The 26,325-nt window shown below is 59.6% G+C and carries 21 protein-coding genes; 7 read left to right on the top strand and 14 right to left on the bottom strand.

The genetic code is table 11. The annotated features are described in order from the left end of the window. Window positions 1–31: 31 nt before the first annotated feature. From atpB to mnmG, 6 genes are all read right to left on the bottom strand, one after another. On the bottom strand, window positions 32–841 hold the full coding sequence (gene atpB / locus SKZ59_RS12830; protein ID WP_046681851.1) for a F0F1 ATP synthase subunit A: 810 nt from the start codon (window positions 839–841) through the stop codon (window positions 32–34). 51 nt (window positions 842–892) lie between these two features. Continuing rightward, window positions 893–1,261 (bottom strand): ATP synthase subunit I, encoded by a 369-nt coding sequence (locus SKZ59_RS12825; protein WP_034752692.1) that lies wholly within the window; start codon window positions 1,259–1,261, stop codon window positions 893–895. Between the two features lie 270 nt (window positions 1,262–1,531). Then, window positions 1,532–2,419, bottom strand: coding sequence for a ParB/RepB/Spo0J family partition protein (locus SKZ59_RS12820; protein WP_034752690.1), 888 nt, complete (start codon window positions 2,417–2,419; stop codon window positions 1,532–1,534). Window positions 2,420–2,483: 64 nt separating this feature from the next. Continuing rightward, the gene (locus tag SKZ59_RS12815; RefSeq protein ID WP_319992003.1) at window positions 2,484–3,254 is read right to left on the bottom strand and encodes an AAA family ATPase; all 771 of its coding nucleotides are present in this window, start codon (window positions 3,252–3,254) and stop codon (window positions 2,484–2,486) included. A 158-nt stretch (window positions 3,255–3,412) separates the two neighbouring features. Next, on the bottom strand, window positions 3,413–4,057 hold the full coding sequence (gene rsmG, locus SKZ59_RS12810; RefSeq protein WP_319992002.1) for a 16S rRNA (guanine(527)-N(7))-methyltransferase RsmG: 645 nt from the start codon (window positions 4,055–4,057) through the stop codon (window positions 3,413–3,415). Continuing rightward, window positions 4,054–5,991 carry a tRNA uridine-5-carboxymethylaminomethyl(34) synthesis enzyme MnmG gene (mnmG, locus tag SKZ59_RS12805; protein WP_319992001.1) on the bottom strand — a complete coding sequence of 646 codons (1,938 nt, stop codon included), beginning with the start codon at window positions 5,989–5,991 and terminating at the stop codon, window positions 4,054–4,056. Before mnmG ends, rsmG begins: the two co-directional genes overlap by 4 nt. Before the next feature lie 338 nt (window positions 5,992–6,329). Here mnmG and SKZ59_RS12800 point away from each other — a divergent pair, with 338 nt between their 5' ends. The 4 genes from SKZ59_RS12800 to SKZ59_RS12785 all read left to right on the top strand — a co-directional run bounded on the left by SKZ59_RS12800 (window position 6,330) and on the right by SKZ59_RS12785 (window position 9,101). Next, on the top strand, window positions 6,330–6,650 hold the full coding sequence (locus tag SKZ59_RS12800; protein ID WP_319992000.1) for an SMR family transporter: 321 nt from the start codon (window positions 6,330–6,332) through the stop codon (window positions 6,648–6,650). Window positions 6,651–6,661: 11 nt separating this feature from the next. Beyond that, window positions 6,662–7,021 carry an NADH-quinone oxidoreductase subunit A gene (locus SKZ59_RS12795; RefSeq protein WP_139092060.1) on the top strand — a complete coding sequence of 120 codons (360 nt, stop codon included), beginning with the start codon at window positions 6,662–6,664 and terminating at the stop codon, window positions 7,019–7,021. A gap of 85 nt (window positions 7,022–7,106) precedes the next feature. After that, entirely contained in the window at window positions 7,107–8,264 is a 1,158-nt protein-coding gene (locus SKZ59_RS12790; protein ID WP_319991999.1) for an iron-containing alcohol dehydrogenase, read from the top strand. A gap of 45 nt (window positions 8,265–8,309) precedes the next feature. Beyond that, a complete protein-coding gene (locus SKZ59_RS12785) occupies window positions 8,310–9,101 on the top strand; it encodes an EAL domain-containing protein (protein WP_319991998.1) in 792 nt (263 codons plus the stop codon). A 46-nt stretch (window positions 9,102–9,147) separates the two neighbouring features. Here SKZ59_RS12785 and SKZ59_RS12780 read toward each other — a convergent pair whose 3' ends face one another. The 7 genes from SKZ59_RS12780 to SKZ59_RS12750 all read right to left on the bottom strand — a co-directional run bounded on the left by SKZ59_RS12780 (window position 9,148) and on the right by SKZ59_RS12750 (window position 17,883). Then, complete coding sequence (locus tag SKZ59_RS12780; protein ID WP_319991997.1) at window positions 9,148–11,208, bottom strand: 3-hydroxybutyrate oligomer hydrolase family protein; 2,061 nt, start codon at window positions 11,206–11,208, stop codon at window positions 9,148–9,150. A gap of 76 nt (window positions 11,209–11,284) precedes the next feature. Then, window positions 11,285–12,265, bottom strand: a complete 981-nt coding sequence (locus SKZ59_RS12775) for a branched-chain amino acid ABC transporter permease (protein ID WP_319991996.1) — start codon at window positions 12,263–12,265, stop codon at window positions 11,285–11,287. Between the two features lie 31 nt (window positions 12,266–12,296). Continuing rightward, a complete protein-coding gene (locus SKZ59_RS12770; protein WP_034752662.1) occupies window positions 12,297–13,181 on the bottom strand; it encodes a branched-chain amino acid ABC transporter permease in 885 nt (294 codons plus the stop codon). Between the two features lie 159 nt (window positions 13,182–13,340). Beyond that, a complete protein-coding gene (locus SKZ59_RS12765; RefSeq protein ID WP_072456017.1) occupies window positions 13,341–14,549 on the bottom strand; it encodes an ABC transporter substrate-binding protein in 1,209 nt (402 codons plus the stop codon). 76 nt (window positions 14,550–14,625) lie between these two features. Then, window positions 14,626–15,354 carry an ABC transporter ATP-binding protein gene (locus SKZ59_RS12760; RefSeq protein ID WP_034752656.1) on the bottom strand — a complete coding sequence of 243 codons (729 nt, stop codon included), beginning with the start codon at window positions 15,352–15,354 and terminating at the stop codon, window positions 14,626–14,628. Then, window positions 15,354–16,124, bottom strand: a complete 771-nt coding sequence (locus tag SKZ59_RS12755; protein WP_034752653.1) for an ABC transporter ATP-binding protein — start codon at window positions 16,122–16,124, stop codon at window positions 15,354–15,356. The genes SKZ59_RS12760 and SKZ59_RS12755 overlap by 1 nt, the downstream gene beginning before the upstream one ends. 133 nt (window positions 16,125–16,257) lie before the next feature. Continuing rightward, window positions 16,258–17,883 carry a GMC family oxidoreductase gene (locus SKZ59_RS12750; protein WP_319991995.1) on the bottom strand — a complete coding sequence of 542 codons (1,626 nt, stop codon included), beginning with the start codon at window positions 17,881–17,883 and terminating at the stop codon, window positions 16,258–16,260. 1,481 nt (window positions 17,884–19,364) lie between these two features. Here SKZ59_RS12750 and SKZ59_RS12745 point away from each other — a divergent pair. After that, a complete protein-coding gene (locus SKZ59_RS12745) occupies window positions 19,365–20,123 on the top strand; it encodes a 5'-methylthioadenosine/adenosylhomocysteine nucleosidase (RefSeq protein ID WP_319991994.1) in 759 nt (252 codons plus the stop codon). 75 nt (window positions 20,124–20,198) lie between these two features. Here SKZ59_RS12745 and putA read toward each other — a convergent pair whose 3' ends face one another. Further along, window positions 20,199–23,852: a trifunctional transcriptional regulator/proline dehydrogenase/L-glutamate gamma-semialdehyde dehydrogenase gene (gene putA / locus SKZ59_RS12740; protein ID WP_319991993.1), complete on the bottom strand. Its 3,654-nt coding sequence runs from the start codon at window positions 23,850–23,852 to the stop codon at window positions 20,199–20,201. Between the two features lie 207 nt (window positions 23,853–24,059). Here putA and SKZ59_RS12735 point away from each other — a divergent pair, with 207 nt between their 5' ends. Together SKZ59_RS12735 and SKZ59_RS12730 are read left to right on the top strand one after the other, a co-directional pair. Further along, a complete protein-coding gene (locus SKZ59_RS12735) occupies window positions 24,060–24,515 on the top strand; it encodes an Lrp/AsnC ligand binding domain-containing protein (protein WP_010393827.1) in 456 nt (151 codons plus the stop codon). Window positions 24,516–24,718: 203 nt separating this feature from the next. Next, entirely contained in the window at window positions 24,719–26,278 is a 1,560-nt protein-coding gene (locus tag SKZ59_RS12730; protein ID WP_072456025.1) for a methyl-accepting chemotaxis protein, read from the top strand. Window positions 26,279–26,325: the final 47 nt, after the last annotated feature.

The raw sequence follows: 26,325 nt of genomic DNA, 5'->3' as shown, positions 1-26,325 counted from the left end.
ATACTAAAAAAACAAAATATAAAGTTAATGATTAATGTTTCTCAACCGCAAGGCTCAGATACACAACCGTCAACGCCATAAACACAAAAGCTTGCAAAGTTACAATCAAGATATGGAAAATTGCCCATGGACCACCCAACGCCCACTGTGCCCACCAAGGCAACAACGCGATCAAGATGAAAATCAGTTCGCCGGCATACATATTGCCGAACAGTCGCAGCGACAGGGAGATCAGTTTTGCAACCAGCTCAACCATTTGCAGCAAGAAATTGACAGGTGCCAGGGCGATCGTGCCGATCAGGCCGCTCGCATGGAACGGTGCCGTGAACAGTTCCTTGATCCAGCCGCCCAGGCCCTTGGCCTTGATCGAGAAGGCGATCACGCACAGCACGACCGACAGCGACATGGCGAAGGTGTGGTTGACGTCGGCAGTCGGCACGGCGCGCAGTTTATGCACGCCAAACCAGCTCAGAATCTTCGGCAACAGGTCAACCGGCAGGAAGTCCATCGCGTTCAGCAACCAGACCCACACAAAAATTGTGATGGCCAGCGGCGCGATGACCTTGCTTTTCGCGTGGAAGGCCCCATTAATAGTGTCATTGACGATTTCCATGACCATTTCGACGAAGTTTTGCAACTTGCCGGGGACACCAGCCGTCGCGCGGCGCGACGCCATATAGAAAACAGCCAGGAAAACAAAGCCCAGAATGGCCGAAATCCAGAACGTATCCAGATTGATCATGCCGTCGGCACTTCTCAGGTGGGCCAGATGGTGACTGATGTATTCTGTGGCGTTGGCCGGGGCAGCATGGCCCGCTTCAATAGCGTGTTCTGTGGTCATAATGAATTTAGATTTGTCGTTTCAGAGCTCAACAGGCCCCAAAACCAATGATTAAACAGCGAGCAATGAAAACCAGTATGCTAAGGTTGCCACCGCGAAACCCAAGATCAGCCATAACCAGGCGGCCGACTGAAACAACACCAGTGCCAATATAAACAGCACCGCTGTGATAAATATTTTCACCACTTCTGCGCGCAAATGCGCCCGGAATGCCTTATTGGCGTCGCTAGAACCGCGAACTACCAACAGGGCATACACCAGGCTACCGATGACTGCGATAGCGCCGCCGTATGCGGCGGACCAGCCTCTGACACTGCCACCGAAAAACAGGGTGACCGTGGCAAAACTGATAGCGATTGCTAGCTGCAAGGCAACTACTTTGTAGACTGGCTTGGCAATACTTTGTTGTGAATCACTCAATTGCCAAGTTCCCAGAAAAATCTACACACGCAAAGACACGGGATTATAGTTGGCTTTGATCTATAGAGTCAAACGTTGCTGCACCGCAGCAGGGCAATTGCTGCGTGAAACTGACGCTTTACCGACTATTCGCCGCCATTTGCACCACTATATGGCAAAGCCGCTTGTCTGGCCGCTCCCAGCCGTGTTATCAAGGAATCACGTGGTGCATCCGGAAAGCATGGCCCGATTGTCCACACCCGCATGGCCCCTGTCTTTGCAGCTTGCTATTTAACCACGCAAGCGGGTCAACAAACCATCCAGTACGTCAAGATCGGCAAAATCAATCACCAATTGGCCACGGCCCTTGTTGCCCATCTTGAACACCACGGGCGTGGCCAGCGCATCGGACAGCTCTTCTTCCAGGCGCGCGATGTCGCCCGACTTTTCCTTTTGCCGCGGCTCGACCGGGTTGGCCGCTTCCTCGACCGTGCGCGTGACAAGCTTTTCCGTTTCGCGCACGGACAGGCGCTTGGCCACAACCTGATTGGCCAGGGTGATCTGGCTGGCCGCATCGACGGCCAGCAGCGCGCGCGCATGGCCCATGTCGATATCGCCGGCCATCAGCATGGTTTGCACAGGAGCGGCCAAGTTCATCAAACGCAACAGGTTCGACACGGCGCTGCGCGAGCGTCCCAGCGCAGTGGCCGCTTGCTCATGCGTAAAACTGAAGTCGGCGATCAGGCGGTGAATGCCCTGCGCTTCTTCCAATGGATTGAGGTCTTCGCGCTGGATATTCTCGATCAGCGCCATGGCCGCGGCGGCCAGGTCGTCCACATCGCGCACCAGCACCGGCACTTCCGTCAGGCCGGCCAGTTGCGAGGCGCGGAAACGGCGTTCGCCGGCGATGATTTCATATTTGACAAGTCCGCTCAAGGTGTCTTGCCCGATCGGGCGCACCAGGATCGGCTGCATCAGCCCTTGCGCCTTGATCGAGGCGGCCAGTTCGTTCAAGGCCCCCTCGTCCATGCGCGTGCGCGGCTGGTATTTGCCCGCTTGCATTTGCGACACGGGCAAGTTCGACGGTTGATTTGTGTCCGGACTGGCGAAGTCGCCGCCACCGCCGCCCAACAGGGCGTCGAGTCCGCGGCCCAGTCCTTTTAATTTTTTCGTAGCCATGCTGTCCTAATCGTGTTTTCAGAGTAAGCGCTCACACCATATTGTGCAGACGCTCGCCCCTTGTTTACATATGTTTGATGCGTTCGACCATCTCGGCGCCGAAGGCGATATACGCCTGCGCACCTTTCGAGCTCGGGTCGAAGGTCACGCCGGGCAAGCCGTACGACGGCGCTTCGGCCAGGCGGACGTTGCGCGGGATGATGGTGTTGAACACCTTGTCGCCGAAGTGCTGTTCCAGCTGGGCCGACACTTGTTGCGATAATGTCATGCGTGGATCGAACATCACGCGCAGCAGGCCGATGATCTTCAAGTCCGGGTTCAGATTGGCGTGCACCTTCTTGATGGTGTTGACCAGGTCGGACAAGCCTTCCAGCGCGTAGTACTCGCACTGCATCGGGATGATCACGCCATGCGCCGCGCACAGGCCGTTCAGGGTCAGCATCGATAATGCCGGTGGGCAATCTACCAGGATGAAATCGTATTCGCCGTCCACTTCGGCCAGCGCATCCTTGAGGCGGCGTTCGCGGTTGTCCAGTTCGACCATCTCCACTTCCGCGCCGGCCAGCTCGCGGTTCGACGGCAAGACATCGAAGCGCCCCGCTTCCGAACGCTGGCGTGCCGTCTTGACATTGGACTCGCCCAGCATGACTTCATAGGTCGACGCCTTCAGGCCGGCCTTGTTGATGCCGGCACCCATGGTCGCATTGCCCTGCGGGTCGAGGTCGACCAGCAGCACACGCTGGTTCAACTTGGCCAGACCGGCGGAGAGGTTGACGCTTGTTGTGGTTTTACCAACACCACCCTTTTGATTTGCTACACAAAAAATTTTGGCCATGTATCTTCTAGTTGTAAAGAGATGCAAACTTCATCACGCGCCCCGGCATTCGGCCGAAACGATTTATACTGTTTATTTCATTTATACGATATAAATCGTTTATACGGTTTATATTATTTATACCGTATAAACTGTTTATCTCATTTATTTTTTGACTTTTAAATTCTTGCTATAAAGACCAGATGACGCTCTGCATTTAGCCCTGGTACCTGAATTGCGCGTAATTCCGTCACTTTCCAGTCTGGCGGCAGCCGCTCTCTCTCGTCTGGTGGTGCCACCCCTTTCAAGGCGATGTATTGCCCGCCCTCGGCCAGTACGTGGTTCGACCAGTTGACGAAGTCGGACAGGTCGGCAAAGGCACGCGAGGTGATCACGTCGAATTTCTGCTGCACTTCCAGCTGTTCCACCCGTTTCGTGTACACGCTAACGTTGCTCAAGCCCAGTTCGGCCTTCACTTGCGTCAAAAAAGCCGTCTTTTTATGCACGGTATCGATCATCGACACCTTGATATCGGGCCGCGCGATGGCCAGGACCATGCCCGGCAAGCCACCGCCGGCGCCCACGTCGAGCACATTCTTTGCATCCGCGAACGCCGGCACGGCGGCCAGCGAATCGAGCACGTGCAGGGTCAGCATCTGCATAGGATCGCGCACCGACGTCAGGTTGTACACGCTATTCCATTTGGCCAGCAAGGCCAGGTAATCGAGCAGTTTTTCCGTCTGATCCGCGCTCAGGTCCAGCCCCAGCGCGGCGATGCCTTCATTCAAAATGGGGGCCAATGCGGCCCGGTCAAACTGCTTCATTCAACAACCTCGTCCTTTAAAGTGGTGGTGTGCGCGGCGCCAAAGCCGCGCTTTTTCAGGTGCACCAGCAGCAGCGAAATGGCCGCCGGCGTCACGCCCGAAATGCGCGATGCCTGGCCCAGGGTTTCCGGGCGCTGCTTGTCGAGTTTTTGCCGCACTTCGACCGACAGTGCGCCGATATCGAGATAATTGAAACCTTCTGGCAAGGCCAGGTTTTCATAGTGTTCGTGGCGCTCGATTTCCTTGCTCTGGCGCTCGATGTAGCCCGCATATTTGAGCTGGATTTCCACCTGTTCGCGCACGGCGGGATCCATCACGCCGGGGCCGGCCAGGGCCTGGCCTTCCATGCCCGTCATGCTCATCAGGGTGTCGTAGGCGACGTTCGGGCGGCACAGCAGGTCCGCCAGCGAGTACTCGCGCTCGATGGCCTGGCCCACGATGCGTTCCGATTCGGCGGCCGCCAGGATGCGCGGATTGACCCACGTGGAACGCAGGCGCTGCAGTTCCAGCGCCACCGCTTCGCGCTTGGTCTCGAACGCTTGCCATTGGGCGTCGCCGACGCAGCCCAAAGCGCGGCCGATTTCCGTCAACCGCATGTCGGCATTGTCTTCGCGCAGGCTCAAACGGTACTCGGCGCGGCTGGTGAACATGCGGTACGGTTCCTGCACGCCCTGGGTGATCAGATCGTCGACCAGCACGCCCAGATAGGCCTCGGAGCGGCCCGGTACCCAGGCTTCCTTGTCCTGCGTCAGCAAGGCCGCATTCAGGCCCGCCAGCATGCCTTGCGCGGCCGCTTCTTCGTAGCCGGTGGTGCCGTTGATCTGGCCGGCGAAGAACAGGCCGGCGACGGCCTTCGTTTCCAGCGACGCCTTCAAGCCGCGCGGGTCGAAATAATCGTATTCGATGGCGTAGCCGGGGCGCAGGATGTGGGCGTTTTCCATGCCCTTCATCGATTGCACCAGGGCGATCTGCACGTCGAACGGCAGGCTCGTGGAAATGCCGTTCGGATAGAACTCATGCGTCGTCAAGCCTTCCGGCTCGAGGAAGATCTGGTGCGATTCCTTGCCCGAGAAACGGTGGATCTTGTCTTCGATCGACGGGCAATAACGGGGGCCCACGCCTTCGATCACGCCCGTGTACATGGGGCTGCGGTCCAGGCCGGCACGGATGATGTCGTGCGTCTGGCTATTCGTGTGCGTGACCCAGCACGGTACCTGGCGCGGGTGCATGGCCGTGTTGCCCATCACGGAAAACACAGGCACGGGATCGAGGTCGCCCGCCTGTTCCTGCATGACGGAAAAGTCGATCGTACGGCCATCGATGCGCGGCGGCGTCCCCGTTTTCAAACGGCCCTGCGGCAGCTTCAGCTCTTTCAGGCGGGCCGACAGCGAGATGGCGGGCGGGTCGCCGGCACGGCCAGCCGAATAATTATTCAAGCCCACGTGGATCTTGCCGTCGAGGAAAGTACCGGCCGTCAGCACGACGGCGCGCGCAAGAAACTTCAAGCCGATCTGCGTCACGGCGCCGACGACCCGGTCGCCTTCGACGATCAGATCATCGACCGCTTGCTGGAACAGCCACAGATTCGGCTGGTTTTCCAGGCGCGTGCGGATGGCGGCCTTGTACAAAATACGGTCGGCCTGGGCGCGCGTGGCGCGAACTGCCGGGCCTTTCGAGGAGTTCAGAATGCGGAACTGGATGCCGGATTCGTCGGTGGCGATCGCCATCGCGCCGCCCATGGCATCGACTTCCTTGACCAGATGACCCTTGCCGATGCCACCGATGGAGGGGTTGCACGACATCTGGCCCAGTGTCTCAATATTATGCGTGAGCAATAGCGTCTTCTGCCCCATGCGGGCGGAAGCGAGGGCCGCCTCGGTACCGGCGTGACCACCGCCGACAACGATGACGTCGAATTCTGTAGGAAATAACATGATAAATAGGTAACAGTGCAAGTAAAAATGCGGGAAGAGAGCTCCGATTATAGAGTCTTTTTGCAAGCGCAACCTTCCACGGGCCAATTTTTGCTTAATTTTTACTCAGCAAGGGCAAGTCAGCGGCGATTTTTGTTTCACGTGGAACACGCAGCGGTGCCAGGACAGTGCCCGCGCTGGTGCTGCAACGTCCGGCAATGTTTGCTACAATTACCGCATCGTCCGCATCCGTGGCCACGCCTGTGGCCACGCCTGTGGCCACGCCTGTGGCCATCGGAGGACGGCCTCCCCCATCATGGGAACACACCGGGACGGCCCGCTCTGTATAAGGAGCCGCCATGGCCTGGATACTGTTACTCATTGCCGGCATGTTTGAAGTCGTGTGGGCATACTCAATGAAACTCTCCGAGGGTTTCACCAAACTCACTCCCTCCGTCCTTACCATCGTCATGATGATCGCCAGCTTCGGCTTGCTGTCGCTGGCCATGCGCACCCTGCCCCTGGGCACGGCCTATACGATCTGGACGGGCATCGGCGCCGTCGGCGCCTTTATCGTCGGCATCGTTTTTCTGGGCGAGCAAGTCAACACCCTGCGCGTGTGCGCCGCCGTCCTCATCGTGTGCGGCATCGTGCTGATGAAACTGTCGTCCAGCCACTGAGAGGAATCCCCATGCTCCTCGAAAACTATTTTCCCGTTCTGCTGTTCATTCTGATCGGCATCCTCGTCGGCATCGTGCCCATGCTGCTGGGACGCGCGCTCGGTCCGCACAAACCGGATGCACAAAAACTGTCGCCGTACGAATGCGGCTTCGAAGCATTCGGCGATGCGCGCATGAAGTTCGACGTCCGCTTCTATCTGGTCGCCATTCTGTTCATCCTGTTCGATATCGAAGTCATCTTTCTGATGCCGTGGGCGGCCAATGTCAACGAACTGGGCCTGGTCGGTTTCTGGGCCGTCATGGGTTTTCTCGCCGTGCTGACAATCGGACTAGTCTATGAGTGGAAGAAAGGCGCGCTGGACTGGGAGTAAGCGACGGATCTGGTTCCACGTGAAACAGGCGCGGGGCTGGAAAGCGGAGTAAGCTTGGCTTCTGTCCTCACTGTCAGGAGTCTGCATGTCCGCCTTCCAGTTTCGCACCGTGCCGCATCTGATCGTTGAACCGGGCGCCGCCGCCCAACTGGGCACGCACATCGCCCACCACTTCCCCACCGTACGCCGCGCCCTGCTCGTCACCGATGCGGGCTTTTTGCGCACGGGCCTGGCCGACGCCTCCCGGCACAGCTTGCAGGCGGCCGGCATTGAGGTCCACGTGTTTTCCGACGTGCAAGCCGATCCGCCCGAAGCCGTCGTGCTGGCCGGCGTGGCCCAGGCGCAGATGTTTCACGTGGAACTGATTATCGGCCTCGGTGGCGGCAGCTCGCTGGACGTGGCCAAGCTGATCGCCGTGCTGGCACCAGGCCACCAAGAACTGGCGCAACTGTATGGCATCGGTAATGTTCACGGCCAGCGCCTGCCCCTCGTGCAATTGCCGACCACGGCCGGCACGGGCTCGGAAGTGACGCACATCGCCATCGTCACCACAGGCGCCACCAGCAAGATGGGCGTGGTCGCGCCGCAACTGTATGCGGACCTGGCCATCCTCGACGCCAACCTGACCCTGGGTTTGCCGCCCGCTGTGACGGCCGCCACCGGCATCGATGCCATGGTGCATGCGATCGAAGCGTACACCAGCCACCTGCTGAAAAATCCCTTGTCCGACATGCTGGCCACACAAGCGCTGTCGCTACTCTCCAATAACCTGGTCACCGCCTGCCGCGATGGCGCCAACGTGCCGGCGCGCCAAGCCATGCTGCTGGGCGCCATGCTGGCCGGCCAGGCGTTTGCGAACGCGCCCGTGGCCGCCGTGCATGCGCTCGCCTATCCCATCGGGGGACTGTTCCACGTGCCACACGGCCTGTCGAATGCGCTGGTGCTGCCGCACGTGCTGCGTTTTAATCTGTCCCACGCAGCGCCCCTGTATGCGCAACTGGCCACCATCCTGCAGCCCGGCATCGCGGGCAGCGAGGAAGCGCGAGCCGTGGCCTTGATCGATACGATGCAGGAAATCGCCGTGGCCACGGGCATCGCGCGCACCCTGCGCGAGGTGGGCATCGCAGCCGGTGACCTGGACCACCTGGCCGATGAAGCCATGCTGCAGACGCGCTTGCTGGGCAACAATCCACGGCCCGTCACGCGCGCCGACGCGCGCGCCATCTATGCGGCCGCACTGTGAAGCAGCAGACGGAATAGGACCGGCCCGCCCTGCTACACTGCCGCCATGACGCCTCCCGACATCCCCATCCACCCTGACAGCACCAGCTTTCCGCACGGTGCCTGTGCCGGCTGCCATGACGGCGCGCCGCTGCCGTTTGCCTTCGAGTATGCGTATCAGCCCATCGTCGACCTGGCCACGCGCAGCATCTATGCGCACGAGGCGCTGGTGCGCGGCCCCAATGGCGAAAGCGCGGCCAGCGTGCTGGCGCAAGTCAACGACGACAACCGCTACCGCTTCGACCAGGCGTGCCGCGTCAAGGCCGTGGCCGGCGCTGCCAGGCTGGGCATGCAGGGATTTCTGTCGATCAACTTCCTGCCCAACGCCGTTTACCGTCCTGAAGTGTGCATCCGCAGCACCCTGGAAGCGGCCAAGCTCCATCGCTTCCCTACCGACAAAATCATCTTTGAAGTGACGGAAGGCGAACGGGTACAAGACCGTCCACATCTGGTCGAGATCTTCCGCGCGTACCGGCGCTTCGGTTTCCAGACGGCCATCGACGATTTCGGCGCCGGCTATGCGGGCTTGAACTTGCTGGCCGAATACCAGCCTGACATCATCAAGATCGATATGGACCTGGTGCGCGGCATCGATACGCATGCGCCGCGCCAGGCCATCGTGCGGGCCATCGCCAGCCTGTGCCATGAACTCGGTATCCGCGTGCTGGCCGAAGGCATCGAGACGCGCGCCGAGCGCGATTTTCTTTCCGGCTGCGGTATTTCCCTGATGCAGGGTTACTGGTTTTCCAAGCCCGTCTTCCAGGGACTGGGCCATATCGCCGAGTCGGCCTGGGAATAAAAACAGCCACGTGAAACGTGGCCGCAGCTTCTACATACCATATAGCCTAGTTGGGAATATCGACGACAGTCCCCGTCACACTGATGACATTGCCGGGCGCCGGCGCCGTGGCGATCGCTGGCACGTTGACATTCGTGATCAGGGTCGATGCATCGGCACGCGTCACCGTGCGCACCACCTGCGATGGCGGCAGAGCTTGCTTGGCATTCAGATGCGCATACATGGCGTCGAGTGCCCGGTTCAGGTACACGTGCAGCGGCACGATCAGGGTCGGCAAGGCATTGCTGAAGGAATCGAAGTGGTTCGCATTGGTCACCTCGATATAGCGCAGCTTGCTATTACCCCCTTCCACGGCAGCGTTCAGGCCCACGTAAGCGCGCGACGCGTGATTGACGGGAATCAGGGTGTCGCTGCGTCCGTGCACGATGATGGCCGGCTTGCCGTTCAATTTGCCGCTGGCCGCGACCTCGGCCATGCCCGCACGCACGCGCACGCTTTGCGTGGCCAATGTCCCTTGCAGGTTGGCGCCGCTGACGGTGTCGCGCCCCGTCGCCAGGCTGCGCAGGCACAGGAAGCCGTCGAGCGACTGGTCCGCCAGGCTGTTCGACGGCGACACGCCGGCCGTGTAGACCTTCGCGCCGCCCACGCTGTTCTCATACACGACATTGCCGAGGATGCCATTTTGTGCGGCAAAGCTGGCCGCCTTTTGTGCCGACGTGAACGCGATCGGATTGCCGCTGCCGTCCGTCTGCGCAAACGTGAAACCGCACACTTTATCGGTCACGGAGAATTTTCCATAGGAATACGCATAGGTGACGGCCACGAGGATGTTCGTGCCCGCATGCGCGGCCTGCAAGGGATCGGAGTCGGGCAACCAGCCATACGCGCGCAAGCGCTGCTTGGCGTCCGCCTGCTGCGCCGCCAGGTCGGCGCCGTTCAATAAGCCCTTGGCGACGAGCGCCGTGCAGCGTCCCGCGTTGCCGGCCACGGAGGCGATGCATGGTTGATACAGGGCAGCATAGGTGGCGTAGTCAAACAGCGCACGGCCGGGATTGGCGACCGCCGCCCCACCCTGGCGCACAGTGTAGGCGCTCGATGCCGCCGGCTGGACTTGCGGCTCGCTGGCCGCCACGCCGCTGATCAAGCCCTTGCTATCCTGTTCCGCCGCCAGCAAGGCCGAGCCGGCGCCGTTGGAAATGCTCGAGGCAATCGTGATGGTGTTCTTCGGCGTCAGCCGCACGATGCGCGAACTGCCGTCGCGGGCCAGCACGCCATAGCGCTCGTTCAAAACGTAATACGCCATCTCGACGGCCTGCAAGGTGACCTTGCCCCAATCCTTCTCGGGGTTCTGCTGCGAGTGCGCATGCTTGAAGGCGATGCGGTTCGGGTTGGTGCCAGTCCAGGCCAGCCGCTCGGCGTCGCTCAGGTCCGGCGCGAAGAGCGCATTCTTGCCGGCGGTCACCCTGCCAGCGCGCAGGCCGTTCTGCAGGTTGACGCTGTCGTCCTCGAACACATACAAGCCCGTGCCGGAACCCTTGTCGGCATACGCCACGGCGCAGCCTTTTTTCAAGCCCCATTCACCGGAGCTGCCGATGGCGCCGTAGATGCCGCGCGAGCCGCTCGACGTGCCCGTGACGATGCAGGCATGGTCGGGGTCGAAGCTGGCCGGCACCTGCACCATCAAGGTAACATTCTTCTTGCCCGTGCCATCATCGGCATAGGCGATGTATTCACTGCCCGCGACCAGGCCCTCGCCCGTACCCACGTTCCCGGACGCATCCACGTTCGGTCCGTACAGGGTGCCGTAGCCGCTGTTGGCGGCAATGTCGAGCACGGCCCGGTAATTGGCGTAGATGGCATTGCGGCGCAGTTCAAGCGGCGTCGGCTGTTCCACGTTCGCATACGCGGGCGCGGCGCCCGCCAGCCCCGTCTTGCCCAGGCCAGCCGTGAGCAGGTCGTTCGTCTTGCCGTCGTAGTCGGCCCGCGTGATGGTACCCAGGTAGCCGGGCATCTGGTTCAGTTCTTCCGGCGCATGGTTGCTGCCGCAGGCTGCCAATGCCAGCACGGTGCACAGACTGCTCCCCGCGCGCATGATCGTCATTTGCATGGTGGTACTCTCCGTTGAAGTAACAGTGGACGCACAATGAAAAACGCCGGACGATCCGTCCGGCGTTGCTTGAAAATCAGGCCGCGGCTTTGGCAGCCCTGCCGCCGAAGCGCGCAATGGCTTCGCCGACAATACCACGCCGGAACATCAGCACGCAGATGACGAAGATCACGCCCGTCACCATGCCCACCGATTCGCCCAGGGTGCCGAACCACTCGATGCCCGTGTGCGTGGCCAAATAGGTACCGACATCGCCCAGCTTGTTTTCCAGCGCAATGATCAGCACGGCGCCAAGGATGGGGCCGGACAAGGTGCCCATGCCGCCCACCAGAGTCATCAGCACAACCAGGCCCGACATGCCCCAGTACACGTCGGTCAGCGTCTCAAAGCCCAGCACCAGGGTCTTGGTGGCGCCGGCCAGCGCGGCCAGGGAGGCGGACAGGACGATGGCCATCAGCTTGTACTTGTTGACGTCATAGCCGAGCGAGATGGCGCGCGGTTCGTTTTCCTTGATCGCCTTGAGCACCTGGCCAAACGGCGAGTGGATGGTGCGCACGATCAGGGCGAAGCCGGCGACAAAGATGGCCAGCACGACGTAGTACAAGACGGTGTCATTGCCCAGGTCTATCGTGCCGAGCAAGGTTCCACGTGGAACACCTTGCAAGCCATCCTCGCCACCCGTGAACGGCAGTCGCAAGGCCAGGAAGTACACCATCTGCGCCAGCGCCAGGGTGATCATCGTAAAGTAGATGCCCTGGCGGCGGATCGCCAGGCCGCCGATCACCAGGCCCAGCAAGGCGCCCGTGGCGACGCCGGCCAGCAAACCGAGTTCCGTTGGCCAGCCCCAGGTGCGCAGCGCATAGCCGGTGACATAACCGGCGCCGCCGAAGAAGGCCGCGTGGCCGAACGACAACAAGCCCGTATAGCCGATCAGCAAGTTGAACGCGCAGGCAAACAGGGCAAAGCACAGCAACTTCATCAGGAAGACGGGATAGCCGTAAAACGGGGCCGCCAACGCCAGCAGCAAGGCAATGGCGTAGCCTACATTCTTATTCATCGTGGTAGCTCCAATACATGACTGATGAGAATTACTTTTCTTTGCCGAACAGGCCGGCGGGACGCAGCAGCAGCACGATGACCATCACCACGAACACCACGGTGGCCGAGCCTTCCGGATAGAACACGCGGGTCAGGCCCTCAATCACGCCCAGGCCCAGGCCCGTCAGGATGGAACCCATGATGGAACCCATGCCGCCAATCACCACCACGGCAAACACGACGATGATCAGGTTCGAGCCCATCAGCGGCGAAACCTGGATGATGGGCGCCGCCAGCACACCGGCGAAACCGGCCAGCGCCACGCCGAAGCCGAACGTCAACGTCACCATCAGCGGCACGTTGATGCCGAACGCTTCCACCAGTTTCGGGTTTTCCGTGCCGGCCCGCAGGTAGGCCCCTAATTTGGTTTTCTCGATGACGAACCAGGTGGCCAGGCACACGGAGAGCGATGCGATCACCACCCAGGCGCGGTAGTTCGGCAAGATCATGAAACCGAGGTCCGTCGCGCCGGCCAGCGCTTCGGGCACGGCATACGGCTGGCCCGAGACGCCATAGAACGAGCGAAACACGCCTTCCATGATCAGGGTGATGCCGAAGGTCAGCAGCAAGCCATACAGGTGGTCGAGTTTATACAGCCAGCGCAGCATGGTCTTTTCGATCAGGATGCCGACCAGGCCGACGAGGATCGGGGCGATGACGAGCATGGCCCAGTAATTGATGTCGAAATAGCTGAGGCCCATCCAGGCCAGGAAGGCGCCCATCATGTACATGGCGCCGTGCGAGAAATTAATAACGTTAAGCAAGCCGAAGATGACGGCCAGACCGAGGGACAACATGGCATAGAACGAGCCGTTGACGAGACCCAGCAGCAGCTGGCTCATCATCGCTTGTATTGGAACGCCGAAAATTTCCATGGCATCACAGTATAAAAAGCACCGCCGGATAGCGGTGTGGTATCAAGGGAAACGCGCCACCGCAAACGGGTGCGGCGGCGCAAGGCGAACCCTGCGGGCGAAGCATGCAGGACAGAGCGCCCGCGCGCAGGCGGGCACTCTGTGGAGGTTGCTACAGCGTTACTTCCACAGCGAACACTTCGACTCGGCCTTGGTCACATATGCTTGCGCGCCGGGCACGGTGGCGACTACCTTGTAGTAATCCCATGGGTATTTCGACTCGGACGGTTTCTTCACTTCCATCAAGTACATATCGTGCACCATGCGGCCATCGGGACGCACTTCGCCATTCTGGGTGAACATGTCGTTGATCTTGGTCTTTTTCAGGTAGGCCATGACCTTCTCGGTGTCATCCGTACCGATTGCCTTGACGGCTTTCAGGTAGTTGGCCGCCGCCGAATAGTCGGCCGCCTGCAGCATCGATGGCTCTTTCTTCATCTTGGCGAAATAACGTTTCGACCAGGCGCGCGTGTCCGCATTCAAGTCCCAGTACCAGCCATCCGTCAGGTACATGCCCTGCGTCAGGTTCAGGCCCAGCGAATGGATGTCATTGATGAAGATCAGCAAGCCGGCCAGTTTCATCGATTTCGTCAGGCCGAACTCGTTGGCCGCCTTGATGCTGTTGATGGCGTCGCCACCGGCATTGGCCAGGCCCAGAATTTGCGGTTTTGCCGATTGCGCCTGCAGCAGGAAGGAAGAAAAGTCGGAGGCGCCCAGCGGATGCTTGACGCTGCCCAACACCTTGCCGCCGGCCGCCTTGACGACCTCGGCCGTGTCTTTTTCCAGCGAGTGGCCAAACGCATAATCGGCTGTCATGAAATACCAGTTCTTGCCGCCCTGCTTGACGATGGTGCCGCCCGTGCCGCGCGCCAGCGCCACCGTGTCGTAGGCGTAATGCACGGTGTAAGGCGTGCACTCTTCATTCGTCAGGCGCGAGGAGCCGGCGCCGATGGCGATGAAGATTTTTTTCTTTTCCGCCGCCACCTTGGCCATGGCCAGGCTGGCGCCGGAATTGGTGCCGCCGATCAGCATGTCGACGCCCTGCTGGTCAAACCATTCGCGCGCTTTCGAAGCGGCGATGTCGGCCTTGTTTTGATGGTCGGCGGAAATGAATTCCACCTTTTTGCCGGCCAGTACGACGCCGGCATCGGCGATCGCCATCTTGATGGCTTCCGCGCCGCCGAGGCCGTCGACGTCGGAATACACGCCCGACATGTCGGAAATAAAACCGATCTTGATGGTGTCGCCCGATACCTGGGCGTGCGCGGCGGCGGAAAAGCCCAATGCGCAAAGAGTGGCGGTGGCAATGGCGATAGCGTTACGTTTCATGGTGTCTCCGTTGGGATTATTGTTTGCTATTCAGACGATTGCTGGTCGATGACGAGTAAAACGCACTACATGGGGACTACACGCCAAGCAGCTCGGTCAATACCGGCATCTTGGCCTCCAGTTCGGATGCAGCAAAAGTCTCGACAATCTGACCGTGCTCCATCACATAAAACCGGTCCGCCAGCGGCGCGGCAAACCGGAAATTCTGTTCCACCATGACAATGGTGTAGCCCTTCGCTTTCAGGGTGGTGATCATGCGCGCCAGCCCTTGCACGATGACGGGCGCCAGGCCTTCGGATATTTCATCAAGCAGCAGCAAACGCGCGCCCGTGCGCAGGATGCGCGCCACGGCCAGCATCTGCTGTTCCCCGCCCGACAGGCGCGTTCCCTGGCTGTGCCGGCGTTCCTGCAAGTTCGGGAACATGGCGTAGATTTCCTCCACCGACATGCCCTTCTCGCCGCTGGCCAGGGTCGGCGGCAGTAGCAGGTTTTCCTCGGTCGACAGCGACGAAAAAATACCGCGCTCTTCGGGACAATACCCGATGCCCAGGTGGGCGATTTTGTGCGTGGCCAAACCTATCGCTTCGACGCCGTTGACTTTGATGGAGCCCGTGCGCGCGCCCGTCAGCCCCATGATGGCGCGCAGGGTGGTCGTGCGGCCGGCGCCGTTGCGGCCCAGCAAAGTGACCACTTCTCCCTGCGCCACTTTCAGGTTCACGTCGTGCAGGATGTGCGATTCGCCATACCAGGTGTGCAGTTGCGTAATTTCCAGCGCAGGTGCGCCGCCATTCACTTGTGTCGCCATCAATGCGCCCCTTCCAGTTCCGCGTGGGTGGTGCCCATGTACGCTTCCATCACTTGCGGATTGCGCGACACTTCCGCGTAACTGCCTTCGGCCAGCATGGCGCCACGCTGCAGGACGGAAATTTTGTCGCAGATGCCAGAGACCACGCTCATATTGTGTTCCACCATCAAAATCGTGCGGCCAGCCGACACTTTTTTAATCAGTTCCGTCACGCGGTGCACGTCTTCGTGGCCCATGCCTTGCGTGGGTTCGTCGAGCAGCATCATTTCCGGTTCCATCGCCAGGGTGGTGGCAATTTCCAGCGCCCGCTTGCGCCCGTACGGCATGTCGACCGTAATGGTGTCGGCAAACTCCGTCAGGTCGACTTCGGCCAGCAAGGCCATGGCACGGTCGTTGAGCTGGTTCAATGCGCGTTCGCTTTGCCAGAAGTGGAACGAGGTACCGAGCTGGCGCTGCAAGCCGATACGCACATTCTGCAGCACGGATAAATGGGGAAAGACGGCGGAAATCTGGAAGGAACGGATCACGCCCATGCGCGCGATCTGGGCCGGTTTGGCGGCCGTGATATCTTTTCCATTGAACAGGATCTGTCCGGAAGTGGGGACCAGGAATTTGGTGAGCAAGTTAAAACACGTGGTCTTGCCGGCACCGTTCGGACCGATCAAGGCGTGGATATGGCCGCGCTCTACCTTCAGGTTCACGTCGCTCACAGCGGTGAAACCCTTGAATTCCTTGGTCAAATTTCTTGTTTCCAAGATTACGTTTGACATCGTGTCTCCTAGTTGTACTTTTTGTACTACTTAGTCATTTTTATAATACACAACTTAAATTTAACGCACAATACAGTATAACTACGGGGATTTTTCGCCGGCCCGAATGGCGCAAACTCGCACGCTTGCCCCGCTATTTCCAGGCCGCATGTATCATTTGCGCCGCTTTTTCCGCAATCATCACCGTGGGCGAGTTCGTGTTACCAGAAGTAATGTACGGCATGATCGAGGCATCGACGACGCGCAAACCGGCCACGCCGATCACGCGCAACTGGCTGTCGACCACGCTTGATGCCTCGCTGGCCAGTCCCATGCGGCAAGTGCCCACCGGGTGGAAGATGGTGGTGCCGATCTGGCTGGCCGCCTGCGCCAGTTCTTCCTGGCTCTGGAATTGCACGCCAGGCTTGTATTCTTCCGGCGCAAATTTTTTCAGGGCCGGCGCTGCGGCGATGGTCCGCGTCAGGCGCAAGGCGTCGGCCGCCACGCTGCGGTCCTGCTCGGTACTGAGGTAATTGGGAACGATCTTTGGCGCCGCATAGCTGTCGGCCGATGCGATCTGCACGTGGCCACGCGACGTGGGACGCAGATTGCACACACTGGCCGTAAATGCTGGAAACGCATGCAAGGGTTCGCCGAATTTGTCGAGCGACAAGGGCTGCACGTGGTATTGCAGGTTCGGCGTGGCTTGCTGCGGATCGGATTTGGCGAACGCCCCCAACTGCGATGGCGCCATCGACATGGGCCCGCTCTGAAACAACGCATATTGCAAGCCGATCTGCATCTTGCCCAGCATATTGCCCGCCATGATGTTCAGCGTTTTCACGCCCTGCACTTTGAATACCATGCGCAGCTGCAAGTGGTCCTGCAAATTGCCGCCCACGCCAGGAGCGTCCAGCACGGGCGCGATGCCATGCTGCTGCAGCAAGGCGGCCGGGCCGATGCCGGACAATTGCAGCAATTGCGGCGAGCCGATGGCGCCCGCCGTCAGCAAGGTTTCCCGCTTGGCCGTCGCCTGCCACTGCGTGCCGCCGCCCGTAAACACGATGCCCGTGCAACGGGGGCCCGACTCCGAAGTCTCAAGCAACAGACGTTCCACGTGGCAGCCCGTCATGATGGTCAGATTCGGGCGGCGCGATGCCGGTTTCAAAAATGCTTTCGAGGTATTCCAGCGGATGCCGCGGCGCTGGTTGACGTCGAAATACGCGCTGCCGCTATTGTCGCCGCCATTGAAATCGCTGGTTTTCGGGATGCCGACTTGCTGCGCCGCATCGCGGAACGCGTTCAGGATATCCCATGACAGCCGCTGTTTTTCCACGCGCCACTCGCCGCCCACGCCATGGTTTTCCGAGGCGCCGCCGTAATAATCCTCGCTTTGCTTAAATAGCGGCAAGACCTTGTCCCAGCGCCAGGAAGCGTCGTCCGTCAGGTCGGCCCAGTGATCGTAATCGCCGGCCTGGCCCCGCATATAGATCATGCCGTTGATGGAAGAACTGCCGCCGAGCACCTTTCCGCGTGGATAGATCAGGCTGCGCCCGCCCAGTCCCGCGTCCGCCTGCGTGGAATACAGCCAGTCCGTGCGGGGATTGCCGATGCAATGCAGATAGCCGACGGGGATGTGGATCCACACGTAATCGTCCTTGCCGCCCGCTTCCACGAGCAAAACGTTGGCATCCTTGTCGCGTGTGAGCCGGTTGGCCAGCACGCAACCTGCCGTGCCGCCGCCCACGATGATGTAGTCGTATTCGCCTGCCGATTCCAATGAAGCTCCTTTCGGTATGCCATCAAGCTGTCACGCGGCGTGTCTCCCCGCCGCGTTCCGCTACCAGAGTCTGTCTTTCTTCATGCATGCATGGCTGCTGAGCCGCCTTGAGATTACCACCAGTGCCGAACCAGGGCGACATTAATCGTTGCCTGGGATACGAACAAGCGTCACGGCAAGGTAAAAAAGCATCAAACCAGGGGCGGCAAGCTGTGGATAACCGTATGGATATCCACAGGGACGATATGTGTGTAAACGAAAAATTTTTTCAGCGGCTTTTTTTTGTCCAGAAACCGTCCCAGGCAGATACAACCCTTACTCAGCGCTTATCCGCACGCCAAGCGATTGTTTACAAGGATAAATCGGGACTTATCCACAGAAGATGCCGCCGTTAACTACTATTACTATTCTTGTATACGAACTTGTTAAGGTAAACCCGACAACGCACGTCTTGCCTGCCCTACCGCTTAGCGAACCTTCACAAGCCCATCTTCAAAAAAAGCTGGGCAACAGCGTTGGCTGACAAAAAAAATCGAGCCAACAACTGCGCGACGAAAACCGGCACGGCCGGCATCACGCAAACAGCACTGCCAAACCGTTTTGCAAAATGTAAACGTCAACAGACCTGAGCAGGCACAGTACCAGCAGGCGGTTCGATGTTGAAAAAAGGGGGAATTTGAAACGATTGTGGATAAGTCACTTGATATCCACAGGATGACTTGTGCGTAAACACGAACTTTTGCACAGGCCCGCATTTTATACAATTTTGCTCCTCGCGTGATACAGCGATTATGCACGCTTTATTTTGCGTGTAAACGATTGATCCTGTTGAAAAAAAGCGACTTATCCACAGAAAAAAACGCGTTTACTATTACTACTATTTTTATATATAGATCTATTGTAAACCGACAAAAAAAGCGGAAGTCCGGGGATATTTCCAAAAAGCACGCCAAACCGTCAAAAAAAAAGCCAACGGCAACATCCCGACCCACTGCCAAACCGTCTTCCAGGAATCACCTCGATGCCAGCCTCCGTGAAAGAACAGCGCTCGTGGTCGCTCAACGTTCATTGCCAGACCAGATCCCATGCTGACGAAACACGTCAACCATGCCACTACAGCAAGAAAAGCCACGATTTTTGCTTGGCGGTGTGGATAAGTGCCTGCATATCCACAGGATGAGATGTGGGAAAAGTCGATCTTTGTCCACAAGCCAATTTTTATCCCAAACAAGTCCTCCGTGGATACAATGCTTGTGCGCCTACTTTTTTGTGCGCTAAGTCGATGATTTTTCGATGGTATACCGACTTATCCACAAAAAAATGGCCGTTTACTATCACTACTATTTTTATGTATACATCTTTATTTAAAACACAGAGACAAACGCGAACGGTGGAAAAGTCGCCGAAACGGCTGTTTTCACCATGTAAACCGTTTTGCAATCCCAAAAACCTGTAAAAACAGCATGCATACACATCAAAAAATGCGTTTAGGCATCATCAGTGCCTTGCACGAAGAACAGCAGGGGCTGGTAGAAGCCATGCAAGGCCCCCAGAGGCATTCACACGGCATGCGCGACTACACCCTGGGAACCCTTTGGAATATCGACGCTGTGTGCGTCCTGTCGCGTCTAGGCAAGGTTGCCGCCGCCATGACAGCTTCTATCCTTGTGGAAAAGTACGGAGTTACCCACATCGTCTTCATCGGCGTGGCCGGCAGTGGGGATAAACGCGTGAAAGTGGGCGATATCGTCGTGGCCGAAGCGCTGTTGCAGCACGATATGGACGCTCGCCCTCTATTTCCCCGCTTCGAAGTGCCGTTGACTGGCCTGCAGCGCTTTGCCACGGACCTGGAACTGAGCACGCAACTGGCTGGCGCCGCAGAAGATTTCCTGCGTGACGATGTGTCCAGCGTGCTCAAGGCGGCCGATATCGCGGCATTTGGCTTGCAGCACGCGCGAGTGCACCGCGGCCTGATCGCCAGCGGCGACCAGTTCATCAGCAGCGCCGCGCATCTGAACCAGCTCAAAGTAGATATCCCCGACTTGCTGGCCGTCGAAATGGAAGGCGCCGCCGTGGCGCAAGTGTGTTTTGAACTGGGCGTGCCGTTTACCGTCATGCGTACCATTTCCGACAACGCCAACGAAGAGGCGGCCGTCGACTTCATGCGTTTCGTGCAAACCGTCGCTTCGCCATACGCGTATACGGTGATCCAGCAATTGTGCCAGCGCCTGGCTGGCTGATTTTTCATCCAGCGTGCATAAAAAAAGGGCAGAACCACTGGTTCCGCCCTTTTACGTTGACTGCCTGCTTAAATGTTAGACACTGAGCATCATCAGGCTGGCATTCCCACCGGCCGCCGTCGTATTCACGCACAGCGCCCGCTCAGCAACCAGGCGCCACAGAGGGATGGCACCGTCCTGCGTGGTGGCGATGGTGCCCACCAAGGCCCCTTCCCGTGCCGCCAGCAGCGGTTTGAGCTGGCCATCGAGGCTAGGCTCGATCATGGCGATCTGGAAATCATGCTTGACCGACTCCAGGTTGCTGACGATCTGGATGCGGTCCTTCAGCGCGGCCGGCAAGTCGCCCGGGATTAGTTCCGGCGATTGTGCCAGCACCAAGGCCTCGTTACCGGTGGCCAGGACGGCGGCCAGCTGGTTCATCAGCGTGCCCGAGGTCGCTGCCGCGCACAGAATCGTGCCGCGCGCGGCAAAGCTCAGGGTATTGCGCTCGCCTGTCGGGCCTGGCAAGACGGTGGTGCTGCCCAGCAAGGTGGTGCGTGCGTATTCCTGCGCCAGTTGTTCGACCTTGTCGTGGCCATGCATCTTTGCCCACACGGTCAGCGCGTCGAGTGCTGGCGGCGCCTGGCGTTGATGCTGCGCGCCGGCCGGCGCATTGCGCTGCAGGCGTTTCAGGTACAGGGGGCCGCCCGCCTTGGGGCCGGTGCCTGATTTGCCTTCGCCGCCGAACGGCTGCACGCCGACGACGGCGCCGACGATGTTGCGGTTCACATAAATATTGCCTACGTGCGCGCGCTTGGTAATGAAATCGATGGTTTCATCGATGCGTGTATGGATGCCCAGGGTCAGGCCGTAACCGCTGTCGTTGATCGATTGCACCAGTTGCGGCAGCTCGGAGCGCTTGTAGCGGATCACGTGCAGCACGGGGCCGAAGACTTCCTGCGTCAATTGCGCCAGCGACTTGATTTCCAACACGGTCGGGGCGACAAACGTGCCTTTGACGGTCGGCAAATCGAGCGAATAATGGTCGATGGCCATGGTTTTCATCTTGTTGATGTGTGCCAGCAAGTTACCTTGCGCTTCCGCATCGATGACGGGACCGATATCGGTGGCCAGGCGGTCAGGATTGCCGACGCGCAATTCCTGCATGGCGCCCTTGAGCATGTGGATGGTCTTGTCGGCGATTTCCGTTTGCAGGAACAGCACGCGCAAGGCCGAGCAGCGCTGGCCGGCACTGTCGAAAGCGGACGACATCACGTCCTGCACCACTTGCTCCGGCAAGGCGGACGAATCGACGATCAGGGCATTCTGGCCACCCGTTTCGGCGATCAGGGGAATGTCGATGCCTTCGGCCACGGCACGCGCGGCCAGGTTGCGGTTGATCAATTGCGCCACTTCCGTCGAGCCCGTGAAAATCACGCCTTTCACGCGTGCGTCATTGCACAGGCCGGCACCAACGACTTCGCCGCTGCCGGGCAAGAATTGCAGTGCGCCGCGCGGCACGCCCGCCGCATGCAGCAATTGCACGGCGCGGTGGGCGATCAGCGGCGTTTGCTCGGCCGGCTTGGCCAGTACCACGTTGCCTGCGGCCAGGGCGGCGGCCAGCTGGCCCGTAAAGATAGCCAGCGGGAAGTTCCACGGGCTGATGCAGGTGACGGGACCGAGCGCCAGGGTGTTCGGTGCGTGTTCCACCTGTGCTGCGTAGTAGCGCAGGAAGTCGACGGCTTCGCGGATTTCCGCGATCGCGTTCGGCAGCGACTTGCCCGCTTCGCGCACGGCCAGGGCCATCAGCTCGATGTGGTGTTCTTCGAACAGGTCGGCCGCGCGCAGCAACGCTTGCGCGCGGATCGACGGCTCCGTGGTTTGCCAATCCATGGCGTAGGCGCTGGCGCTGGCCAGCGCCGTTTCCACGTCGGCCGGGCCGGCTTCCATGACCTTGCCCACGACATCGTCGTGCTGGGCCGGATTGTGCAGCATGTGCGTGGGGCCATTCAGGCTGACGGCGCCATCGATCAGCGGCGCGGCCTGCCATGTCTGCTGCTGCGCCAGGCCCGTGGCCAAGGTGCGCAAAGTATCTTCATTCGACAGGTCCAGGCCGGCCGAGTTCCTGCGTTCGCTGCCAAACATGTCCAGCGGCAGCGGAATCGACGGATGCGGCAAGCCGCCCTGCAGGCGTGCCTGCTCGAGCGGATCGCGGATCAGGCTATCGATGGCCACGCTTTCGTCGACGATCTGGTTGACGAACGACGAGTTGGCGCCGTTTTCCAGCAGGCGGCGCACCAGGTAGGCCAGCAGGGTTTCATGCGAGCCGACGGGCGCGTAGATGCGGCACGGCTTGTCGAGATTCTCGGGGCCGACGACCTGGTCGTACAGGGTCTCGCCCATGCCGTGCAGGCACTGGAATTCATAGTCGGTGATGCCGTCGCGTTTCGCCCAGGTATAAATGGTCGACAGGGTTTGCGCGTTGTGCGTGGCAAATTGTGGATAGATCAACTTGCTCGCGGCCAGCAGTTTTTGCGCACACACGAGGTAAGAGACGTCCGTGTAGACCTTGCGCGTGTAGACGGGATAGCCTTCCTGGCCGTCGACTTGCGCGCGTTTGACTTCCGCATCCCAATACGCGCCCTTGACCAGGCGCACCATGAACTTGCGGCCGCTGCGGTGCGCCAGGTCGATCAGGAAATCGATGGCGAACGGGCAGCGTTTTTGATACGCCTGCACCACGTAGCCGATACCGTCGAAGCCGGCCAGGTCCGCATCGAAGGCCAGTGCTTCCATCAGGTCGAGCGACAGTTCCAGGCGGTCCGTTTCTTCCGCATCGATGTTGAAGCCGATGTTGTACTGTTTGGCCAGCAACAGCAGGGTTTTGACTTTCGGCAGCAATTCTTCCATGACGCGGGTACTCTGGGCGCGGCTGTAGCGCGCATGCAGGGCCGACAGTTTCACGGAAATGCCGGGACCGTTGCGGATGCCGCGGCCGTTCGACGCCTTGCCGATGGCGTGGATCGCCGTTTCGTACGAGGCGTAGTAGTTGGCCGCGTCCTGCTGCGTCAGGGCCGCCTCGCCCAGCATGTCGTACGAGTAGCGGTAGCCGCGTGTTTCATTCTCGCGGCTGTTCTTCAACGCTTCTTCGATGGTCTGGCCTGTAACAAACTGGTTGCCCAGCATGCGCATGGCCAGGTCGACGCCCTTGCGGATCAGCGGTTCGCCGCCTTTGGCGATGAGCTTGGTCATGGCCGAACCGAGGCCCGATTCGCTGCTGGTACTGACCAGTTTGCCCGTAATCAGCAAACCCCAGGTGGCCGCGTTGACGAACAGCGACGGCGATTCGCCCAGGTGTTTCTTCCAGTCACCCTTACTGATTTTGTCGGCGATCAAACGGTCGGCCGTCTGACTGTCGGGTATACGCAACAGCGCTTCAGCCAGACACATTAATGCAACACCCTCTTCCGACGATAGCGAGAACTCGTGCATCAGTGCATCGACGCCGGACGCGCGTGTGCGTTTTTGGCGCACGTTCGAGACCAGGCGGTGCGCCAGCGCTTGTCCTTCGGCCGTCGTTTCGGTGCTGCTGGGGCGCACTTGTTGCAACAGCCACTGCACCGCGGAAACCTCGTCGCGCCTATAGGCGGCGGTGATGGCGGCGCGTTGTGGAGTCGCTTCGGGCAGGATTTCTGCCTGGAACGCAGCAAAAGGAATCGGGGTAAAAGCCGAGGGGCCTGCAGGGTGCATAAGTGCTCTTTACAAGGAAAAAGGGGACGAAAACTGACGTAATTCTTGCTCTTTTTTGGTGCAAAAAAATACAGAAAGTCGGACGTTAAGATGATTCGATTGTAAAGGGGATTCTTATGGATTAATTCTGGTAATACAGGGGACTAGCAATAGATAGTTTTTGATGCGACAATTTAACCAAATAATATTAATTTGGGGGTGATGGGAATGCTGGACAAGATCAGTAAGAAAATCCTGATGGAATTGCAGAGCGATGGACGCATCAGCAATGTGGAGCTGGCCGCGCGCGTGAACCTGTCGCCTGCCGCCTGCCTGGAGCGCGTGCGCAAGCTGCACGAATCCGGTTACATCATGGGCTATACGGCCCAGTTGAACCCGCAGCTGCTCGACGTGTCGCTGCTGGTGTTCATCGAAGTGGTGCTCGATCGCACGACACCGGAAGTGTTCGACGCCTTCAAGCATAGCGTACAAATCATTCCAGAGGTACTGGAATGTCATATGGTCGCTGGCGGTTTCGATTACCTGGTCAAGGCGCGCGTCAAGGACATGGCCGCCTACCGCGAATTCCTGGGCAAGACCTTGCTGCAGAAAGGTGTGCGGGAAACCCACACTTATGCCGTCATGGAAGAGGTCAAAAACACCACCAAATTGCCAATTAAGTGACCCTGGTGTAGCCGCCCCGTTTTTCTGATTGAGCTATCGGAACAAATGTTGTAGGGTAGAACTACAATTCTGCTATCCGGTAGCCGGCCTGAAAACACGCGCAGACGTTGTGTTCAGGGTGCAAGGTGGGCAATCGTGCCCACCCGCATACGGCCACAGCACGTCCCTCCAGGGACGTGACGGGTTCGCGCAGCGGGGGACAAATGAAGCAGTTGCAGCATCAGCTGGTGCGTTTCTTTGTATTCACGATCCTGGCAATGGCCGTGGCCTGTTGCCTGGCCTATCTGCTGCTGCTGTCGGGCGGCGACCATCCTTATTTGATTGCCTGCATGGCCGCCGCCATCGGCGCCGCGCTGCTGGCGTTTGCCGGCCGTCCGCGTGGCGAACCGGGCTTGCACCAGTTCGCCGACACGGTGGGCAATGCCATCGATGCCATCATGATCGGTGCGGCGGAAACCTCGTATTTCGTCGATTCCGTCAAACAGAAGGTGGAACTTGATGTCCGCACGGCCAGCGACATTGCCGACAGTTCCGTACAAAATGCCGCGATGACGGAAAAGATCGCCGCCAATGCGGAACGGGCCGCCAAGGTGGCCGCCGGCGTGCGCGTGGAAAGCGTGGCGGCGCGCGCCGAAGTGGACCAGGGCTTGCGCCGCATCAATACGGCACGCGAGGAAGCGCAAGGCGCGTCCAGCACCATGCTGAGCCTGCAGGAAAAATCCAAACGCATCACGGGCTTCACGGAAGCCATTTCCGATATTTCCGCACGTACCAATTTGCTGGCGCTGAACGCCGCCATCGAAGCGGCCCGTGCCGGCGAACACGGCCGCGGTTTTGCCGTGGTGGCCGGTGAAGTGCGGCAATTGGCGCAGCGCACCAAGGAAGCTTCCGATGAAATCAGCGTGATGGTGCGCGAAATCAATGAACAGTCGGAAAAGGCCGCGCGCGGCATGAGTTCGCTGGCGGCCGGTGTCACGGAAGCGGCGCGCAACGTGGAAAGCGTGCACGCCTCACTCAGCCATATCGAGCAATCGTCGGGCGAGTCGGAAGACGAGATCGGGCAAATTGCCCGCGCCTCGCGCGAACACGTCGACACGACGCAAGTGATCGCCGACGCCATCCTGCAAATCCGCGACAGCATGCTGTCGACGAATGCCGAATTGCCGCGCGCCACGCAGTCGGCCATGGCCCTGGCCGAGCGGGCTGAAGTGATCGCGGGCGCCCTCGGTGAATCGAGCGTGGCCACGCCGCATGACGAGATCCGCGAGGCGGCCCAGCGCGCCGCGCGCGAGGTGGGCAAACTGTTCGAGCAAGCGATTGCATCGGGCCGCATCACGCGCGAAGCCCTGTTCGACCGCCACTACCGCCCCATCCCGAACACCAATCCGCCCAAGCACAACACGAAGTTCGACGCGTTTACGGACAAGGTGCTGCCCGACCTGCAGGAAGGCGTGCTGGCCGCCCTGCCCCATTTGGCGTATGCGGGCGCCGTCGACAACAATGGCTATTTTCCGACGCACAACAAGAAGTTTTCCCAGCCGCTGACGGGCGACTACGCCACCGATATGGTCAATAACCGCACCAAGCGCATCTTCAGCGACCGCACGGGCAAGCGCTGCGGCAGCAACACCAAGGCCTTCCTGCTGCAGACGTATAAACGCGACACGGGCGAAGTCATGCACGATTTGTCCGTGCCCATCCACGTCGAAGGCAAGCACTGGGGCGGTTTCAGAATTGGCTATAGATCCAGCAACCACGCATAGCAAAACGCCTGATGAGAGATCATCAGGCGTTTTTTCTTGTGCCGGCG

The organism is Janthinobacterium sp. GMG2 (assembly GCF_033949445.1).
GTDB classification, from domain to species: Bacteria; Pseudomonadota; Gammaproteobacteria; order Burkholderiales; family Burkholderiaceae_D; genus Janthinobacterium; species Janthinobacterium aestuarii.
This window is presented reverse-complemented; position numbering and strand designations above follow the sequence as displayed.

Coding starts and splice junctions, on each gene's coding strand:
- atpB (WP_046681851.1), bottom strand. CDS start 841: ATGACCACAGAACACGCTATTGAAGCGGGCCATGCTGCCCCGGCCAAC.
- SKZ59_RS12820 (WP_034752690.1), bottom strand. CDS start 2,419: ATGGCTACGAAAAAATTAAAAGGACTGGGCCGCGGACTCGACGCCCTG.
- SKZ59_RS12815 (WP_319992003.1), bottom strand. CDS start 3,254: ATGGCCAAAATTTTTTGTGTAGCAAATCAAAAGGGTGGTGTTGGTAAA.
- rsmG (WP_319992002.1), bottom strand. CDS start 4,057: ATGAAGCAGTTTGACCGGGCCGCATTGGCCCCCATTTTGAATGAAGGC.
- mnmG (WP_319992001.1), bottom strand. CDS start 5,991: ATGTTATTTCCTACAGAATTCGACGTCATCGTTGTCGGCGGTGGTCAC.
- SKZ59_RS12800 (WP_319992000.1), top strand. CDS start 6,330: ATGGCCTGGATACTGTTACTCATTGCCGGCATGTTTGAAGTCGTGTGG.
- SKZ59_RS12795 (WP_139092060.1), top strand. CDS start 6,662: ATGCTCCTCGAAAACTATTTTCCCGTTCTGCTGTTCATTCTGATCGGC.
- SKZ59_RS12790 (WP_319991999.1), top strand. CDS start 7,107: ATGTCCGCCTTCCAGTTTCGCACCGTGCCGCATCTGATCGTTGAACCG.
- SKZ59_RS12785 (WP_319991998.1), top strand. CDS start 8,310: ATGACGCCTCCCGACATCCCCATCCACCCTGACAGCACCAGCTTTCCG.
- SKZ59_RS12780 (WP_319991997.1), bottom strand. CDS start 11,208: ATGCAAATGACGATCATGCGCGCGGGGAGCAGTCTGTGCACCGTGCTG.
- SKZ59_RS12775 (WP_319991996.1), bottom strand. CDS start 12,265: ATGAATAAGAATGTAGGCTACGCCATTGCCTTGCTGCTGGCGTTGGCG.
- SKZ59_RS12770 (WP_034752662.1), bottom strand. CDS start 13,181: ATGGAAATTTTCGGCGTTCCAATACAAGCGATGATGAGCCAGCTGCTG.
- SKZ59_RS12765 (WP_072456017.1), bottom strand. CDS start 14,549: ATGAAACGTAACGCTATCGCCATTGCCACCGCCACTCTTTGCGCATTG.
- SKZ59_RS12760 (WP_034752656.1), bottom strand. CDS start 15,354: ATGGCGACACAAGTGAATGGCGGCGCACCTGCGCTGGAAATTACGCAA.
- SKZ59_RS12755 (WP_034752653.1), bottom strand. CDS start 16,124: ATGTCAAACGTAATCTTGGAAACAAGAAATTTGACCAAGGAATTCAAG.
- SKZ59_RS12745 (WP_319991994.1), top strand. CDS start 19,365: ATGCGTTTAGGCATCATCAGTGCCTTGCACGAAGAACAGCAGGGGCTG.
- putA (WP_319991993.1), bottom strand. CDS start 23,852: ATGCACCCTGCAGGCCCCTCGGCTTTTACCCCGATTCCTTTTGCTGCG.
- SKZ59_RS12735 (WP_010393827.1), top strand. CDS start 24,060: ATGCTGGACAAGATCAGTAAGAAAATCCTGATGGAATTGCAGAGCGAT.
- SKZ59_RS12730 (WP_072456025.1), top strand. CDS start 24,719: ATGAAGCAGTTGCAGCATCAGCTGGTGCGTTTCTTTGTATTCACGATC.